Genomic DNA, 18,179 nt, shown 5'->3' with positions numbered 1-18,179 from the left:
CGTGAAAGCAGCCACTGGTTCTCATGTGTAGCGTGTGGAGACACATTCCAACCGGTCCCCATGCGCAAAAAAGCCCCGCTGATGATGCAGCGGGGCTTCTTCGTTCAAGAAACGACGGCTCGTTACTTCAGTTCCTTGATGAAGATGTTCTTGAACCACAACTTATCGCCGTGGTATTGAAGTTCAAACGGCCCGGTGGCCGGGAGCGGTTTGCCCTTCTCCCAGTAGTTGTTCAGCGGGGCGTTGTCGACCACCAGCACATCGTTGAGGTGAATGGTCACCTTGTCACCCTTCATGACAATCTTGAAGGTGTTCCACTCGCCCACCGGCTTGTCGGCCTTCTTCAGGGGAACCTTGCCGACGCTCTGCGGGGTGGCTCCGGCGGGAACAGGGTTGTTCCACAAACCGCCGGAACCGGTGTTGGCGTCGGCTTTCAGGCTTGGGGAGAGATTTTCCGAGTCCCAAATCTGCACTTGGGGATTGCCCCGCAAATACAATCCGCTGTCACCGGCTTTTTCGATCTTCCAGTCAACCATCAACTCGATGTCGCCGTAATCCTTGACCGTTTGCAGGCTCACGCCGCTCTTCTGGCCCTTTTCATTCACTTTCGGATTGTGATGAATGATCCCGTCCTTGACGGTCCATGTTTCGGCCATCAGCTTGTTGCGAGCTTCCTGAAGCTTGGCCTGATCGGCCTCGGGCTTCTTTCGCTCGTTCATGTCGATGTGACCCTTCCAGCCGGTCAGGTCTTTGCCATTGAAGAGGGCGACAAATCCCTCGGGCGGCATGTTGTCCTTCGGGCCGGCCTTGTCTTCCGCACAAGCGGGAAGAGAGATGGTCGCGGCCACCAACAGAAGCAGTGAACGAATGTGACGCATTGTTTCTCCCGATGAGGTACGTGAGGATTAAAAGTAAACTTGGCTCGTGGGCTTGATAATCAGTTCCGGCACCGACACATGCGGCGGCAGGCTGGAGACAAACAGGATGGCGTTCGCCACATCCTCGGCCTTCAAAATCTTGGCCCGTTGTTCCGCGCTCACTGGCGTGGGGCGTTCAACCAAGATCGGTGTGTCGATTTCGCCGGGGTAAATGGTGCTGACCCGGATGCCGCTTTCCATTTCTTCGCTGGCGAGGCAACCTGCCAAAGCGTGCAGGCCAAACTTTCCGGCAGCGTAGCCCGCCCCGGCGAGGGGATAAGGACGTTTGCCGGAGACGGAATTGACGTTCACGATGATGCCGTCTTTCCGTTCAATCATGCCGGGCAGAACGCTCTTGATGCAATAAAAGGCCCCGTCGAGGTTGGTGTTGATGAGCTTGTGCCAGTTCTCAACCGTCAGTTCCCGCATCGTGCGGGCTTTGAGATTGGTCCCGGCATTGTTCACCAGAATGTCGATGTGGCCGAACTTGGCGAGAACCGTTTTGAACAGGGCTTCGACGGCCTTCGGATCGGTCACGTCCGTGGGGACAACCAGCATTTCCGGCAGCCCCTTGGCGGTTTCCGCGAGCTTGGCCGCATCCCGCCCGGCGATGGCGACCATTGCCCCTTCTTGGGCGAACAGTCTGGCCGTCGCCTGCCCGACGCCGCTGCCTCCGCCGGTCACCAACACTTTTTTGCCCGTAAACCGCCCCATGTTCTCTCCTCTTGGATCTGTCAAAAAATGAACCGTTTGTTATCCGGCCGTCTCTGTACAATGAGCCTGTCCGCCACGCGGTGTGGAGGATTGTACCGATTTGGGGATCAGCAATGACCAATCCGGAACTGAAACGCACGACAGACGACCTTACGGCCCGGTTGAAACAACTCCGGGACTCTCTTTGACGTCCCCAGCAAAATGGCCGAACGGGACCGCCTCATGGACATGCAAGGCGAACCCGGATTCTGGGACAACCAGGAAAAGGCCCAGAAAATCATCGGTGCCCTGAAAACGCACAATGCCCTGCTAAAACCCTACGAAGAGGTGACAAAGGCCACCAACGATCTTGCCGTGCTTGTCGAGATGGTGGATGAAGATCCGTCGATGGAACCGGAACTCGAAGCCGAGGTGCTGCGGGCCGCCGATTTGTTCCAAAAGTTTGAACTTCTCGCCATGATGTCCGGGAAGCAAGACGGTTGCACGGCCATTATCTCGATCAAACCGGGGGCGGGCGGAACCGAGGCCTGTGATTGGGCCGAGATTCTCTATCGCATGTATGGCCGGTGGGCCCAGAGCAAGGGCTTCGGCATCGAAGAAGTGGACTTGGAACCGAACCAAGAAGCGGGCGTTCAGAGCGTCACGTTCAAGGTGATCGGGGAATACGCCTATGGCTTTCTCCAAAGCGAAGTCGGCGTGCATCGACTGGTTCGGATCAGCCCGTTCGGCAGCGGGGACACCCGCCACACGTCCTTCGCGGCGGTGGACGTGGTTCCGGAACTGGATGACACGATCCACATCGAAGTGAACGAGTCCGAACTGATCATGCAGACCTTCTGCTCGGGTGGTCCCGGTGGTCAGCACCAAAACAAGACTCAATCCGGCGTGCGGTTGATTCACAAGTCCGGTGTCCGCGGCGAGAGTCGAACCGAACGCAGTCAGCACAAGAACTACGACAATGCCTTGAAACTAATCAAGGCTCGCTTGTATGCGATTGAAGAGCAAAAGCGTATGGGCGAGTTGGCGGGCCGATACGACGCCAAAGGGGAAATCGCCTTCGGCAGCCAGATCCGCAGTTACGTGATGCAGCCGTATACGCTGGTCCGCGACGAACGACCGGGCATTGAAGTGAAGACGCCCCAGATCATGAGCGTTCTGAACGGCGAGATCGATGATTTCATGCAAGCCTACCTCCGGCACAAGACGGAACGGCAGCACAAGAAGAAGTAAACCCGTTTTTGTCCGACGATTATGAACCTCGCCGCTGAAACGGCGAGGTTCATGTGTTCCGATTCAACCGCCAGTCCAATCATTCACCTATCAACATGTCCCCTCTCACTCTCACCGGATCATTCAGTCTGTCAAGCCTTGGCGACACCGAAGCCTTCGGGCGTCGCTTGGGCAAGTTGCTGTTCCCCAACGCCGTGGTGGCAATGATCGGCGGTTTGGGAGCCGGGAAGACCCATCTCTCACGAGCGATTGCCGAGGGGCTTGAAGTTCGCAACCCAATGGCGGTGACGAGTCCCACCTTTGTGCTGATTCAGGAATACCCCGCCCGCCTGCCGATCTTCCATTTTGATGCCTATCGTCTCGCCACGACAACCGATTTTTTGGAGCTTGGTGCCTACGAGTATTACACGATGGGCGGTGTCTGCCTGATCGAATGGGCTGACCGCGTGGGGGACGCCATGCCGACTGAACGATTGGAATTGGTTTTGACGACAACCGGCGAAGAGAGTCGGCAGATAAATGCCACCGCATCCGGCGAAGAATATGTTCGGCTGCTCACAGATATGATCGCCATTGGAACCCGGAATGGTCTTTGACCGTGCCGGGTTCCAAACGAGTTATTCAGCCTTCTTGGCCGGGGCCAATTCCTTCACTTCAACCTTGCGGAACGTCATAATCGAACCCGGATCATGGGCCTGAAGGGCGAAGTGCCCCTTCTTGTAGAGTTGGTCCGGGTCTTCAAATTCGATGGTCTTCTTTCCGTTCACCAGAATCGTGATCTTCGGCCCGACCGCAATGACTTCTTGGGTGAAGAACTCATCAGGCTTGTGCGGGGCGGTGTTCAGGACAGTGATCTTGTCACGGTACTTGACCAGACTGGTCCGGCTGTCCGGGTACAGGCTGCCGGTCTTCACCGGGTCGCCGTGGGTGGCGTTCAGTTGGGCTTCGTAACCCGCCGGGAAGCCGGGGCCAAACGCGGTGCGGAAATATTGGCCGCTGTTGCCCTTGTCGTTCACTTTCGCCTCGACACGGAAATGGAAGTCCGTGTAGTCGCCCCGCTCGCTGAACAGGTGGGTGGACGGGCCGCCCCCGATGATCGTGCCTTCCTCGACCCGCCACAGGGGAATTTTCACACCCTTGACCGTTCCCTCAATGGCGACGACCTTGCCGTCCACCTTCTTTTCGGTGATCTCCTTGATGGCCCCGTTGGGGTTCGGGTGAATCTTCCAACCGGTGAGGTCTTTGCCGTTGAAGAGTTGAACCCATCCATCGGAATCCTTAGTCTTGTCCTCGGCATAACCATTGCAAACGGCATAAAGCATACATCCCGCGGCGAGGAAGAGAGACCGCCAGCGTGCGAAAACCATGTGAAAAACTCCCGTTGGATACGGATATTCAGGCCGAAATTCAATGTGTGGCCCTGTCACAGATGGTCAGTTTATCAAATTCCAAAGCCTCGGGAGGAACGGAACCTGTGTGGAATATGATGGTTGCGTGGATTTTTCTTCTCGACATTTTATCCATTTTAGTCTTTCCATCTCCCGCAAACTGGGTATCTTGACACTCGTCTGTTACTTAAAGATGGTACGAACTCGCTGGTTTCACCAGTTTAACAACAACGTGATCCTCAGCATCGCAACCGGTGGAGGTTGCGAGAACCAGCGGCAAGATTCGTACTGGCAACCGCCACACTGCAAAATTCGCAGCAACCGGTGAACAAGCAACTTGAGTTGAACGTGGCGGCGAGGGAGAGCTTATGAAACGTATTTTTGGGATGATGGTTACGGCCGCCCTGCTGGCCGCCAGTCCGGCCCAAGCTCACTTTTGCAGCCTCCTGAAAGGCTGCAAGAGCACGCCGAGCTGCGCTGCTCCGGCTTGTGACGCCCCGGCTCCGTGTGCGGCTCCGGCTTGTGACGCACCTGCCCCCTGCGCCGCTCCCGCCCCGGCCCCGACGGTGACCTACGTTGATCAACAAGTGACCACCTACGAATGCGTCACCGAAAAGAAGAAGATCAAGGTTCAGGTTCAAAAGCCGGTCACCAAGGAAGTCACGTTTGACTACACGGTCAACGAACTGGTGACGAAGACGGAAAAGAAGCCGGTCACCGTCCAAAAGCAAGTTTGGAAGGACGTCAGCTTCGACTACACCGTGTACGAAAGCGTCACGACCAAGGAAACCCGGCCGGTCACCAAGTACACGACGGTCTCGGAAGTTGTTCCGTACAGCTACACGGAATACCAAGCTGTCACGACGATGGAAAAGCGTCTGCAAACGACCTACGTTTGCGTGCCGAAGACCATCACGCAATGCGTTCCGGTCGTCAAAGTCGTCCCGGCTTGCCCGACTGACTGTGCCCCGAGTTGTGCCCCGGCCCCGAGCTGTGGCCACGGTCTGTTCTCCAAGTGCTTCGGCGGCGGTTGCGGTTCGCACCACAGCTGCGCCGCTCCGGCCACGACCTGCGTGACCGAATACCAAACGGTTTGCAAGACCGTGATGGAACGCGTTCCCCAAACCACCGAAGTCACCGTTCCGGTGACCAAGTGCGTTCCGGTCGTGAAGAACGGCACCCGCACCGTGACCAAGTGCGTCCCGGTCGTCACGAACGAAGAATTCTCCGTCGTGAAGTGCGTTCCGGTCGCCAAGAAGGGGACCCGGAAGGTTTGTGAAATCGTCTCCGTCGTCGAAACGCAAGACGTGACCACCACGGAATGCGTCGCCGTCAAGAAGGTCGGCAAGCGGTTGGAAACGACCTGCGTGACCGTCGAAGAAGAAAAGGAAATCGTCGAAACGAAGACGGTTCCCGTCGTGAAGACCATCAAGGTCGCCGTGACGACCCCGTGTGCCGCCCCGACCTGCGACACCTGTGCCGCCCCGGCCCCGGCTTGCGACACCTGCGCCACCCCGGCCAAGAAGTGCTGCGGCACGAGCTTCAAGCTGTTCCACTTCTGCAAGTAATTTCCGGTTTCAATATCGTGATGCCAGAAACCCCGCCAACCGGCGGGGTTTCTTTGTTTTTGCACTTCGCGTTTTGGCTTCGCTGCGTCATACTGCATCCAGCCAACCTGTTCCTTTCTTGAAATTCCGATGCCGACGGTCTGCCCGCACTGCCAACGACCCCTGCCGGAAACAGCCGATCCGCCTCGTTTTTGCTCATATTGCGGGCAACGCCTTCGGGACTCCACCCAGCCACCGCCTGCTCTGGAAGACACCGGGGCCTACGTTCCCACCGCCAAATCCACACTGGAGGATCATCCTTCGCAGATCGGCGGTTATCGGATCATCAGGCATTTGGGTTCCGGCGGCATGGGTCGCGTTTACGAGGCCGTCCCCGTGGTCGGCGGTTCACCGGTGGCGGTCAAAATCCTCTCTTCCCGCCTCCAAGCCAATCCGGTCTCGGTGGAACGCTTCAAACAAGAAGGAAGACTCGCCGGGCAGATTGCCCACCCCCGCTGTGTCTTTGTGCTGGGCGCCGACGCAGACCGGGGACAGCCGTACATTGTGATGGAACTGATGCCGGGGGACACCCTGAAGGATCTCGTGGACCGGCGGGGACCTCTCCCGGCCGCCGAGGCAATCCGGTTAATTCTTGATGTGATTGAGGGATTGCAGGAGGCCCATCGGTTGGGAGTGATTCACCGGGACATCAAACCATCAAACTGCTTTCTGATGCCGGATGGCCGGGTGAAGATCGGGGATTTCGGCCTCTCCAAGTCTCTTGGCTCGGCCGCCCAACTCACGCAAAGCGGCGCATTCCTTGGCACAATCCTCTATGCCTCGCCAGAGCAAATCCGGGGTGAGCCGGTCGATTTCGCCTCGGATGTTTATTCTCTGGGGGCCACTCTTTACCACCTGCTCACCGGCCGGGCGCCGTTTCAACACGAAAACCCGACGGCCGTGCTGGCGAAGATTATTTCCGAGTCCCCTCCGGACATTCGGGGCATCAACCGGGACATCCCGTCCGATCTGGCCCAGGTGGTCCACCGCAGTCTGGAACGGGACCGATCAAGACGATATGCAAGTCTCGCCGAAATGAAGGCCGCCCTTGTCTCGCTGATCCCGGAGCAACTGACCTTCGGCGGCATGGGCGTTCGTATCGGAGCCTATGTGTTGGATGAGGTTCTCGTCAGGTTATTGCTAGTCGGACCATTGCGGCTCGTCATGTCGGCCGTCATCCCGTGGACCTGGCTCAACCAAACCGTCACGCTAGCCATGTTCCCGCTCTACTTCGTTCTCTTTGAGGGGCTGTTCGGCCGGTCGATCGGCAAGGCCATCCTCGGCCTGCGTGTTTGCCGGCAGGGAACGACAATGCCCCCCGGATTCAAAAGGGCCGGCTTGCGCACCGTCATCTTCTTCCTGCTGATTACCCTCACGTTCGCCCAATTTCCCCTGGCCATTGACAAGCTGGAAATGGGAAGATCCGGCCTGAGTCTGATATGGAACATTGTTCCTTTTGGGATCGGCCTGCTCCTTTTGGTTGTGCCAATGCGCGACCGAAACGACTATCGCGGATTGCATGAACTCCTCTCGGGAACGTGTGTGATGCGCTTGCCGCACCGGCCCCGACCATTGAAACTACGGCCCGGCCGGGTGAACCGGCTCGCGGAAATCCCCCGGCGACCAGTCGAATTTCCCGAATCGATTGGTTCATATGCCATCACACGGGCCATGCGGGTCGGCGATGGCTGGCAGGCGGTCGGCGAAGATCCTTTGCTTGGGCGGGCGATTCTTTTGAAACTCACCCCGCCAAATCAACCAGAGCACTTCCCCCCGTTGGGCCGACCCGGCCGGTTGTGGTCCCTCGGAGCCGGAACCGTGGCCGTGGGCGGGGAGGCATTTCGATGGAAAGCGTTCGTTGCCCCGGTGGGATCACCGTTGGCGGACGCGGCCGACCCTGGCGAACCGGTCCGCTGGCCCGAGGCTCGCCCGGTGCTGGAACAACTTGTCGGCGAATTGCTCCAGGCCGAGAAGGACAACACCCTCCCGACGCCACTCACCATCGAACAAGTTTGGGTGCAGACCGACGGCCGTGTACAACTGATGGAATTTCCGCTAAAGCCGGCGAAAGGCGTTCCGAGCGCGGAACTGGTCCGGCAAACGGCCGCCGTGCTGCTGGAGGGAGAGGTTAGAAAACCCGACGACCGTTCGGATTATCAAGCCCCCCTGCCCCGGCACGCCGAGCGAATGCTCAATCGCTTGCACCATTCCCCGGCCAATCTGGCCACGCTGCAACATTTCGCAGATGATTTGGCCGCCACGAAGACACTCCTGCCCCGCATGAGCCGGGGAATGCGAACACTCCAGGCAGCCTTTCAGGCAGTGCTTTTTCTGCTTCCGTGGCTGATCATGTTTGGCGGCTCTGCTTTTCTAAGTCTGCCAGTAGTCTTGGAAGACAAGTCTTACATGGACACACAAGCCCGCATCCTGATCCTCCAAGAAACGCTTCAACTGGCGGAGAGTGAAGAGGGGACAAAGTTTCTCGCGGAAACTCCTTCGCAGCGTGAAAAACTGGAAGACCGGCTCGCCATTGAAACACGACACGCCGCTTTGATGTTCCAAGGATTAACAGTCCCTGAAACCATCGTGATCCGCGGAATCGCCATTCAAGATATCGACCCCGAACCGGCAAAACTGATGGATGCCGCGAATAAGATTTTGGCCACGCCGCCGACACCAGCCGCCCGGTTGCCGCATCCTTGGGGAACATCCGTCCGCGATCTGTTGCTCTGGCCGTTGATCGCGGCCTTGCTCGCTTTCCTGGCAAGCGGATTATTGATGCGCATGTTCTTCGGGCTTCGTTTGGTGAGAGCCACGGGAGGATTGGCCCATCGGCGACAACATGCGTTGAAAGCATTGTTGTTCTGGCTGCCGCAAACGTCACTCTTGACTGTCGTGGTTTTAATTCGATCAACGCATCCGGAAGTGGAACTCGCCTGGGAAATCCTGTGGTGGATCGCGCTGGCAATCCTGCCGGCAAGCTTGATCTTCACCCTGATCGATCCGGATCGGAGTCCTCTTGATCGAATCGCCGGAACATGGCTTGTTCCGGCGTAATTCGATGGAGATGACTTGTCACTGTAAAAACAAACATGGTCGCTCTCAAATCGTGATCCACGTGGACACATCCACAAGTGTTCCGAGCAGTCCGGCATGTGTCAGGTCATAGGCATTGAAACCAATTCCCGCGTTGATCGTCGATCCAAGGGCGCCGAAGTTGACCTTGCTGAATCCCGCTCCCGACACTCCCAGGAAGAGCTGATCGTTGCCTCCCGAGGCCTTGATCGTTGCCTTGCCAACGAAGGAGAGAGAGGGAGCCACCAGTGAATCCCCGCCGTTCTGACCGAACTGAAGAATGTCATCGCCATTGCCGGTGTCAAGGTTGAAGGCTCCGGTGAACACGGTGACATTTTCCGCATTGACCGTGTCCGCCCCGTCACCTGTGTTGATCGTGGTGATTCCGAGCACTTTGAAGTTATCGAACAACACGGAATCGGCGGCGGCCCCCGTGGTCACCGTCAGATTGTTCGTCTGGGCGGCAACGCCACCCACCGCCCCCAGTTGCAGCGTCGCCACACCGGCTCCCAAGGACAGCATGGTGTTCCCCAGCACGGAGAAATTGGCGCCCCAATTCAAAGAGTCAGCCCCGACTCCCCCAATCACCGTCAGGTTCTTGGCAATGCTTCCCGTGGCCGTGGCTCCGAGGGCGATATTGGTTTCATATCCTCGGACGGACACATTCCCGCTAAACGTGGAACCTCCGGCGGCGACATTCAATCCGGCCAATCCGGTGGTCGAGGTGATCAACACATCACTCACGAATTGTTTCGTGCCACCCTGATCGAGCGTCAAAGTCGCATCCCCGGCGGCTGTCTGGGTGAGCGTACCGCCGACCTTCAGGCTTCCCGCTCCGGAGAGATCAATGCTGGCTCCTTGATCGCCCGCAATTTGTGTCAGCGAACCGACGACCTCGGCCGCCAATCCGCTGGAGAAAGTGATATCCGAACTGGTCTTGGCGGTTGCCGTCAACACCCCGCCCACTTTGAACGTTCCGGCGGAATGAACAAGGTTTGCCGAGGAAAATGTGCTGGAAAGGCTCAGATTCTTGGCAATATCCGTTCCGGCCGACGAGGCGAATGTCGCGGAAACAGCCTCCGCACCTTTGAGGGCGAGCAACCCGTTCAAATCAAGAATTCCAGCCGTTGAGTTCAGAGTTGCTGCCCCCAACGTACTCGCCAGGCTGACATTCATGCCAACCGTGAGATTGTCGGCAGACTCAAGAGAAACATCATCTGCCGCCGTCACGGCGATAACGCCGTTCACAGTGATCGCCCCGGCGGTCTGATTGAAGTCAGCCGTCCCGACTCCCCCGGCCAGCGTCAGATTTTTGGACACGGTCAAATTGTCTGGCGCGCTCACGATGATGGAGGCCCCCACCCCACCCCGGACAGTCAGCGCCCCGTTCAGGCTGACGACTCCCGCCATCCTGGTAAAAGTGGCCGCCTTGAGGAGGCTGCTCAAAGTGGTGTCGCCCGTGACCGTGAAAGCGGCCGCCGTGGACAAGGTCGCGTTTCCAGAGGCCGACACCATCAGCGCGCCTCCGACGGATACCGCCCCGGCGGTCTGGTTCAAAATGACATCGCCGACTCCTCCGGTGAGCGTCAGGCTCTTGGTAATGTTTGCCCCGGCGGTGCTTTGGAGATCCACTTCGGCTCCCGCCCCGCCCTTGATGGCAACCAAGCCGCTTAGAGCCAGAGTATCGGCCGTATGCGTCAGGGTGGCCTTTCCCCTTAGACTCGACAAAGCGACATCTCCGGTGACAGCAAGGCTGTCGTTCAACGTCGCCGTTAAATTCTTGGTCGAGGTCGCCGTCAGTCTTCCATTGACCGTGACATTTGATCCGGTGGCAGTCGTCAGTTCGGCAGTGCCCACAGTGCTCAAGGCAGACATGGTCAGGCCCGCGACACTGACTGCCCCTGCTCCCGTGAAGTCAAGCTGGGTGTCATCCAGTCCTGTAAAAATGGCCGCCCCGGCAGTGATCGCCGTTGCAGAAGAGAAAGTGGCATCAATGATTTTGTTGGAGAATGTCAAATTTTTCTTGATCGCCGCCCCGCCGGAAAGATTTACGGTTGTCGTGCCCAGCGTGCCAGTGACCGTCACCCCGCCGGCCGGGAGGCTCAATGTTCCCGCCGCGGAAAAATCAATGTCTCCCCGGCCGCCATTAACAGTGAGTCCCGTCACGCCATTAATGCTGTTTGCGCCCGTCAGAACGATTTGTTCCGATCCGTCGAGTCCAGTGACGGTTACGTTGCCCGTGACCGTGGCATTGGCGATGTTCACTTGGGAGTCGACGGCCGCCGATCCGGCGCCGAGGCTTAAGGCGATGTTCTTTTTGGCAATGACTGTGTTCAGCCCGATGTTGTCCACCCCTGTCGTCGCCGCCACTCCGATTTCCCCAAATACGGTGGCCCCGGTCACATTCAAATTCAACCCGCCGTTTCCAGCGCTGACGGCCAACGCACCATTGATCGTCGTCGTCCCTCCGGCGGCCCCCAAGGAAATCGTGTCATTTCCATCCCCGGCCACAACGGCAAGACTGCCTAATGTGACCGCGTTGGTTCCGGCCGCCAGGGTTAGGGTGTTGTCTCCGTCGCCAAGATCGACCGAGAGAGCCCCGATCAACGAAAACGCGGCGGAAGTGTCCAGAGTCAATTGATCATTGCCTTCCTTCATGATGAAACGCACGGAGGTGACGTTGCTGAAGGATTTTGTTGCCAGTGTGTCGATCGTCGTTGTGCCGCCGGCCGTGAATTCAACGCCGGTGCCGAGGTTCCTCATCGTCAACACATCCGCTTCGGATGTGCCGGTTACGGTGAGAATGGTGCCCATTTGGGAAGTGGTGACATTGGCGGGTGTTTCCCGAGTTTCCAAATTCTGCAAGCGCAGGAAGGGGCGAACACGATTTTTGCGTGACATGGATATACGTGCCTTGTTGGGTATCAGAACATTAGCCGCGACCGGATCGTTGTCAGCGGAAATGCTTATGTTGGAAGGCTGTTAGCTCTTCGTGGTTTTGAACGAAATTTGGTTTGCAACCGTGATGCCGATAAGTCGATTGACCGAGATTTGTCGACAAAAATAAACGAGAAAGGGAAAAGCCTGTCAGTGGAAGGTATGCTCTTCGGCGGGAAACAATCCGTCCTTTACTTCTCTGCAATACTGTTGAACCGCCAAAGTAATTTGCTCGCCGAGCTGCGCATACTTTTTCACAAACTTGGGAGCCAGATCGCCATAGAGGCCAAGCATGTCCTGAATCACCAGCACCTGACCATCACACTCGGGGCCCGCTCCGATGCCGATGAGCGGAATCGTTGTGACTTCCCGGATTTTCCGCACGATCTCGGCCGGCACGCATTCCACCACCATTGCGAAAGCCCCGCCCTCCTCCACGGCCTTCGCATCCGCAATCAACTTCTCGGCGTCTCGCTGGACACGGAAACCGCCGAAGCCCTGCACAGATTGCGGCGTCAGACCGATGTGCCCCATCACCGGGATGTCCGACCCGACAACGGCAGCGATGATCTCCCGGCTGCGAACGCCCCCTTCAAGTTTCACGGCGTTCGCGCCGGACTCTTTCAGCACCCGCCCGGCCGATTCCAACGCTTGCATGGGGCCAAGTTGATAGGTCATGAACGGCAAATCGGTGATGACCATTGCCCGCTTTGTTCCGCGAACCACACATTTGGTGTGGTAGATCATCTCGTCGAGCGTAACCGGCAGGGACGTGGGGTGCCCCTGCAAAACCATCCCCAAGGAGTCCCCCACCAGAATCGCATCGACACCGGCCGCATCTAACAGTTTGGCCATTGAATAATCGTAAGCCGTCAACACGCCGAGCCGTTGATTGCGCGAACGGGCCAGTCGAAAATCATTGACGGTCACGGGTTTGGGGCCGGTCATCCGATGCTCTCACAGGTTCGCTGACAGTTATTTTACGCATCTCCCCTGTCGGCTTCACCGGAGAAATGCGGTTAATGAAATGCAAAGAAGTTCAGTTGCCGGACTTCTGTCGGGAATGAGCTATCATAATGTTGTCACTGCGAGATTTTTGATGGAGATGATCACTGTCGCTGAATCTGTCCCGAAGGGCGTTGTTCTCTTCGACGGAGATTGTGCGTTCTGTCAGAAAAGCGTCGCTTTGCTGAAGAAACTGGATTGGTTTCACCGGCTGGGTTACCACAACTGCCGGGATTTGGCCGGGATTCCCGAAAACTCGGCCAATCTCCGTCCCGAGAAAATGCTTGAGGAAATGCACCTGCTCACGCCAGACCGCCAAAGGGCCTATTCCGGCTTCCGGGCGGTGCGGTGGATCTTCGGGCGATTGCCGCTGGGCTGGCTGGCCTTGCCGCTGATGTATGTTCCCGGAATTCCGCAACTCGGCCAGAAAATCTATCTGTGGATCGCCCGGCGGCGATTTCAAATCGTGCCATGTCACAATGGCATCTGTACCATTCCCCCCAAGCGGTCTTGAGGCCGGGGCTTCTCCCCGGCGCCGCTTCCTATGGGGAAAGGCTGATAATGGCTCGGCTATGTGTCGATCAGTTCGCGGACGGTTCCAACGTCGAAGACGTGTATCTCGTCGCGGACAAGCAATTGAAAGAAAACCGGAACGGCGTGACGTTTCTGCAAGTGGAATTGGCCGACCGCACGGGGTCAATCACAGCCCGGATGTGGAACGCCGGGGACCAGCAATTTCGCAGCTTTGAAATCGGGGACTTCCTGAACATCAAGGCCAAGGTGCAGCTTTTTCAGGGATCGCTTCAGATGATCCTGAACAGCTTTGAAAAAGCCGACGCCTCTCGCGTGGACCTCGGGGAGTTTCTGCCCCACACCAAGCAGGACATTGGCAAACTGACGGAAAAGCTGAAAACAACGCTTCGCCGGATTGGCAATCCCCACCTGAAAGCCCTGGCCGAAACATACTTCATCGACGACGATTTCATGCGGGGCTTCACCAAAGCCCCGGCCGGCATCAAGGTTCACCATGCCTACATTGGCGGCCTGCTTGAACACGTTGTCACGATGCTGGACATCGCGGACAAAATTCTGCCGCTCTACCCGGAAGTGAATCGCGATCTTGTGTTGATGGGCGTTTTCCTGCACGACACCGGCAAGATCCGTGAACTCAGTTATACCCGCGCTTTTGCCTACAGCGACGAAGGACAACTCCTCGGCCACCTCACCATCGGCCTCGAAATGCTCGCCGACAAGGTGAAGCAAGTCCCTGACCTCACGGGCGAACCCTTCCCGGCCGAGACGCTCCTTCGATTGAAGCATTTGATTCTCAGTCATCATGGCGAACCGCAGTTCGGCAGCCCGAAGGTTCCGATGACGCCGGAAGCCGTCGCCCTGCACACCATCGACGTGATGGACTCCCGAATCTTCATCGCCCTGCGTGAAATCGAAGAAGACAAGAAACATCCGACGACATGGACGCCGTTCAACCATGCCCTGCAACGCCGGTTGTACAAGGGCGGCCGGAATCCGGATTCGGCCGACACGGACGAATAAGCAATGAGCAGTGGGTGGAGAGACAAAATCAAAACGGGTTACATTTCGTTTTGGTTAGTCTCTCCACCCGCTGCCAAGCCGCCTGCGGCCAACAAATCAAAGAAAACCATGCAAGACCTCACCCCCAAGATTCTGGAAGCCGTCACCGCGAAGGGGTATGTCCCCCTGACGGCTCGCACCCTCGCCCGTGAACTTGACATGGAGGTGCAACCTCGTGAATTTAAGAAAGCCCTTCAGGCTTTGTTGAAAGAAGGGAAAGTTCAACTCGGCAAAAACCAGACGATCCGGCCGGGAACACCGCAAAAAACCATCACGGGCACCTTTAAGCGATTGCAACGCGGAGACGGAATTGTCCGGGTCGAAAAAGGCGAAGGAGAACGCTACGAAGAGTTCTTCGTCCCGGAGGAACAAGCCGGGGACGCCGCCAACGGGGATGAGGTTGAGATCACGATTCGCCGAAGATCCGGGCGGCATGACGAGCAAACGGCCGAGATCAAATCCATCGTTCGGCGTGCCACCAAGCAATTCGTCGGAACATACTCCGTGCGGGATGGCGACACGCTTGTGCGAATCGACGGGCAGTTATTCCGTCGAAGTGTCGCCGTTCGTGATGCGGCGACAAAGGGAGTCAAACCCAACGACAAAGTCGTGCTGGAAATGATTCGTTTTCCCACCCCGGACACTCGGGGCGAGGGAGTCATCACCGAGGTGCTGGGCAAGTCCGGCGATCCGCGGGTGGACACCACATCCATCGTGCGGGCGTTGGGCATCCCGGACCAATTTCCGGAAGAAGTCCTAGCGGAAGCCCGCGAACAGGCTGTCAAATTTAACGAGGACGACCACGCCGGGCGAACCGATTTCACCGGTGAACTCGTCATCTCGATCGATCCCGTGGACGCCAAAGATTTCGACGATGCCGTCTCGCTCACGCGGGATGAATCAACCGGGTTTTGGATATTGACCGTTCACATCGCGGATGTGGCGGCGTTCGTCCCGCCTGGCGGTCCGCTTGATGTGGAAGCCCGATTGCGGGGAACAAGCGTTTACCTGCCAAAGCGGGTGATTCCGATGTTCCCGGAGATCATCTCCAATGGGCTGGCCAGTTTGCAGGAAGGCAAAACACGATATGTGAAAACGGCGGTGATGGAGTTCACCAATGACGGCGTCCGGGTGTCGCAACGTTTTCATGAAGGAGTGATCCGCAACCGCAAACGGTTCACTTATGAACAGGCGCAATCCATTCTTCAAGAACCAGCCGGGGAAGTTGCTCGCGGCGTGGCCCCGGAAATTGTGGCCATGCTTTTACGGATGCGGGAGTTGTCACACATTCTGCGGAAGCGTCGTTCGGAAAAAGGTTCACTGGAACTTTCCATGCCCGAAACGGTGCTGGAATACGATGCCGACGGCCACTTGAACGGCGCCCACTTCGCCGTCAATGATGACAGCCATCAACTCATCGAGGCCTTCATGCTCGCCGCCAACGAGGCAGTGGCCGAGTTCTTTCACGGACAAGGTTTGCTGATTCTCCGTCGCGGCCATCCGGCGCCGGAGGAGAAAAAACTGGCGGCTTTTGCCGAGTTCGCCCGCTCGATGGGCCACAAAATCTCAAAACGCCCGAGCCGGTTCGACCTGCAAAAACTTCTGCTTGAAACCGCCGACAAGCCCGACCGACAAGCCATCCATTACGGTCTGTTACGCTCGTTAAAACAGGCTTCCTACACACCGGCGGAGGTTGAACACTTCGCATTGGCCAGCACCCATTACTGCCATTTCACCTCACCAATCCGGCGATATCCGGACCTGAGCGTTCACCGTCTGTTGGGTCAGTGGCTTGCGAAGCGGAAAACCAAACCCAACATGGAGGAATTGAAAAACCTCGGTCATCATTGCTCTAAAACGGAACGTCGGGCCGAGAACGCCGAGCGAGAGGCCGTGCGGTTGAGGTTGCTGGCTTACATGGAAGATCGCATCGGCACCCAAATGGAAGCCACGATCACTGGCGTGGCCGAATATGGTTTCTTCGCCACAGGAGTGGAATTCCCGGCCGAGGGGTTGGTGCGGATCGCTTCGTTGTCGATGGATTATTTTGAGTTCGACCCGGACGCCCTGACCTTGGAAGGTCGAAAGACCGGCATCCTTTTCCGTCTTGGAGACCGATTGACCGTGGAGGTGGCCAAGGTGGACATTCCCCGCCGACAACTGGATTTCACGGTGGTGCGGAAAAAGAAGAAAAAGGGCTGACAGGGAGAAAAGATTTACGAAACAGATCGGTTTTGTTCGGCTCAATCTAATTTGAAAAACCGGGGAACTGTCTTCCCGTCTACTTCGACCGTTTCTTCAAACATTGACAGCGGCCTCACCCACCACCCACTCTCTTCGTAGAGCGGGCGGTAAACCACCATCGCTTCGTAAGTTTCGCTATGACGGGCCGTGCCGAGGACTTCGTAATCGCGGCCCTTGAAATGCCGGTATTTGCCGGGAGCAAGTGCGTGAATCATTTCACCACCATACGGTCAAGGAAGGCTTGGTTTGAGCCCGATTTTTCCAGTTGCTTTAGCAACGATTCCATTGCTTGAACGGGCTTCATCCCCATCAAATGTCGGCGAAGCAATGTCACACGTGCCAGAACTTCAGGTTGGAGGATCAGCTCCTCTTTGCGGGTGCCGCTTTCCCCGAGATTAATGGCCGGAAATATCCGGCGGTCAGCCAGTTCACGGTTCAGGATGCACTCCATGTTGCCGGTGCCCTTGAACTCCTCGAAAATCAGGTCGTCCATGCGGCTACCTGTTTCGACGAGGCAAGTTCCCATCACCGTAAGAGAGCCACCTTCTTCAAATGAACGGGCCATGCCGAAGAGACGTTTGGGGGTATCCAACGCTCGGCTGTCCATCCCGCCGGTCATTGTGCGACCGCTGTTTCCAGCCGTCTTATTATAGGCGCGGGCCAAGCGGGTCAGACTGTCAAGAAGCACAAAAACTTGCTGCCCTTGTTCGGCCAATCTTTTGGCCCGTTCCATCACCAGTTCGGCGATTCGCACGTGATTACCAGCGTCGTTGTCGCTGGTGGAGGCGATCACATCCCCCTTGATGGTCCGGCGCATTTCGGTCACTTCCTCGGGACGTTCGTCCACGAGAAGGACCATCAGTTTCATTTCGGGATGGTTCTTGCTGACGGAATCCGCGATGTGGCCGAGCATCACCGTCTTGCCGGTTCGCGGCGGGGCGACGATTAGGCCGCGTTGGCCCTTGCCGATGGGCATAAACAGATCCATCACGCGGGTAGTGAGGGGGCCACCGGGAATTTCCAAGCGAACTTGTTCGCGAGGGTCGATGGGGGTAAGTTCGTTCCAATCGCGGTACTTCACGCTTTTGGGGCTTTCCCCCTCGATGAGTTCAACACCCGTGAGCCGCGGACCGGTCGAGCCTTTCTTGGGCGGTTCCACAGGACCGCGAAGCATCATTCCCTCGCGAAGCGAATGCCGCTGAATGAGCGGGGCGGGAACATAGGCATCGCTGGTTTGGGCCGCGTAATGTCGGGCCGGGTTTCTCAGGAAGCCAAATCCCTTGGGATGAACTTCGAGGACGCCTTGGGTAGTCAGATTTTCTTCAACGGTCATTTTCTTCTTCCGATCACAACATGGACGTTCCCGAGCCCACAGAAATGAGGGTGGCCGGGGAGACCGCCGGACGGGCCGGACGGTCGAAACAATTGAACAGGGTAAGCAAATCAGTTCGTCATAAGTCGGTCACGCA

General features: G+C 57.4%; 14 protein-coding genes. 7 read left to right on the top strand and 7 right to left on the bottom strand.

All coding sequences use genetic code 11. The features are described from left to right. Positions 1 to 122 precede the first annotated feature (122 nt). Positions 123 to 878: a 3-keto-disaccharide hydrolase gene (locus BGIM_RS0105225; RefSeq protein WP_020468742.1), complete on the bottom strand. Its 756-nt coding sequence runs from the start codon at positions 876 to 878 to the stop codon at positions 123 to 125. Positions 879 to 905: 27 nt separating this feature from the next. Beyond that, entirely contained in the window at positions 906 to 1,631 is a 726-nt protein-coding gene (locus BGIM_RS0105220; RefSeq protein ID WP_020468741.1) for an SDR family oxidoreductase, read from the bottom strand. Between the two features lie 113 nt (positions 1,632 to 1,744). Here BGIM_RS0105220 and prfB point away from each other — a divergent pair. After that, positions 1,745 to 2,861, top strand: a protein-coding gene (gene prfB, locus BGIM_RS0105215) for a peptide chain release factor 2 (RefSeq protein ID WP_157368618.1) whose coding sequence is annotated in 2 segments (ribosomal slippage) — positions 1,745 to 1,816 and positions 1,818 to 2,861 — 1,116 coding nt in all. Because the reading frame shifts where the segments join, the coding sequence is not laid out codon by codon here. 95 nt (positions 2,862 to 2,956) lie between these two features. Continuing rightward, the gene (gene tsaE, locus BGIM_RS0105210) at positions 2,957 to 3,457 is read left to right on the top strand and encodes a tRNA (adenosine(37)-N6)-threonylcarbamoyltransferase complex ATPase subunit type 1 TsaE (RefSeq protein ID WP_040887611.1); all 501 of its coding nucleotides are present in this window, start codon (positions 2,957 to 2,959) and stop codon (positions 3,455 to 3,457) included. A gap of 21 nt (positions 3,458 to 3,478) precedes the next feature. On the opposite strand, the gene BGIM_RS48760 is transcribed toward tsaE, so the two are convergent. Further along, positions 3,479 to 4,228, bottom strand: coding sequence for a 3-keto-disaccharide hydrolase (locus tag BGIM_RS48760; RefSeq protein ID WP_157368617.1), 750 nt, complete (start codon positions 4,226 to 4,228; stop codon positions 3,479 to 3,481). 389 nt (positions 4,229 to 4,617) lie between these two features. On the opposite strand from BGIM_RS48760, the gene BGIM_RS65745 reads away from it, so the two are divergent. Continuing rightward, positions 4,618 to 5,817: a hypothetical protein gene (locus BGIM_RS65745; protein WP_020468737.1), complete on the top strand. Its 1,200-nt coding sequence runs from the start codon at positions 4,618 to 4,620 to the stop codon at positions 5,815 to 5,817. 129 nt (positions 5,818 to 5,946) lie between these two features. Then, the gene (locus BGIM_RS56960) at positions 5,947 to 8,913 is read left to right on the top strand and encodes a protein kinase domain-containing protein (protein ID WP_052639661.1); all 2,967 of its coding nucleotides are present in this window, start codon (positions 5,947 to 5,949) and stop codon (positions 8,911 to 8,913) included. A 45-nt stretch (positions 8,914 to 8,958) separates the two neighbouring features. On the opposite strand, the gene BGIM_RS0105190 is transcribed toward BGIM_RS56960, so the two are convergent. Together BGIM_RS0105190 and panB are read right to left on the bottom strand one after the other, a co-directional pair. After that, the gene (locus BGIM_RS0105190; RefSeq protein ID WP_020468736.1) at positions 8,959 to 11,832 is read right to left on the bottom strand and encodes a beta strand repeat-containing protein; all 2,874 of its coding nucleotides are present in this window, start codon (positions 11,830 to 11,832) and stop codon (positions 8,959 to 8,961) included. A 186-nt stretch (positions 11,833 to 12,018) separates the two neighbouring features. Beyond that, on the bottom strand, positions 12,019 to 12,816 hold the full coding sequence (gene panB, locus BGIM_RS0105185) for a 3-methyl-2-oxobutanoate hydroxymethyltransferase (RefSeq protein WP_020468735.1): 798 nt from the start codon (positions 12,814 to 12,816) through the stop codon (positions 12,019 to 12,021). A gap of 151 nt (positions 12,817 to 12,967) precedes the next feature. On the opposite strand from panB, the gene BGIM_RS0105180 reads away from it, so the two are divergent. From BGIM_RS0105180 to rnr, 3 genes are all read left to right on the top strand, one after another. Next, positions 12,968 to 13,387: a thiol-disulfide oxidoreductase DCC family protein gene (locus BGIM_RS0105180; RefSeq protein ID WP_020468734.1), complete on the top strand. Its 420-nt coding sequence runs from the start codon at positions 12,968 to 12,970 to the stop codon at positions 13,385 to 13,387. Between the two features lie 47 nt (positions 13,388 to 13,434). Beyond that, on the top strand, positions 13,435 to 14,427 hold the full coding sequence (locus tag BGIM_RS0105175) for a 3'-5' exoribonuclease YhaM family protein (protein ID WP_020468733.1): 993 nt from the start codon (positions 13,435 to 13,437) through the stop codon (positions 14,425 to 14,427). A gap of 108 nt (positions 14,428 to 14,535) precedes the next feature. Continuing rightward, positions 14,536 to 16,668 carry a ribonuclease R gene (gene rnr / locus BGIM_RS48750; protein ID WP_020468732.1) on the top strand — a complete coding sequence of 711 codons (2,133 nt, stop codon included), beginning with the start codon at positions 14,536 to 14,538 and terminating at the stop codon, positions 16,666 to 16,668. A 41-nt stretch (positions 16,669 to 16,709) separates the two neighbouring features. Here rnr and BGIM_RS0105165 read toward each other — a convergent pair whose 3' ends face one another. Beyond that, a complete protein-coding gene (locus tag BGIM_RS0105165; protein ID WP_020468731.1) occupies positions 16,710 to 16,925 on the bottom strand; it encodes a DUF1653 domain-containing protein in 216 nt (71 codons plus the stop codon). Next, entirely contained in the window at positions 16,922 to 18,043 is a 1,122-nt protein-coding gene (gene rho, locus BGIM_RS0105160; protein ID WP_020468730.1) for a transcription termination factor Rho, read from the bottom strand. Before rho ends, BGIM_RS0105165 begins: the two co-directional genes overlap by 4 nt. Positions 18,044 to 18,179: the final 136 nt, after the last annotated feature.

The organism is Zavarzinella formosa DSM 19928 (assembly GCF_000255705.1).
Taxonomy (GTDB): Bacteria; Planctomycetota; Planctomycetia; order Gemmatales; family Gemmataceae; genus Zavarzinella; species Zavarzinella formosa.
Note: the sequence above shows the minus strand (reverse complement) of the source record. Positions and strands in the feature narration are given on the sequence as shown.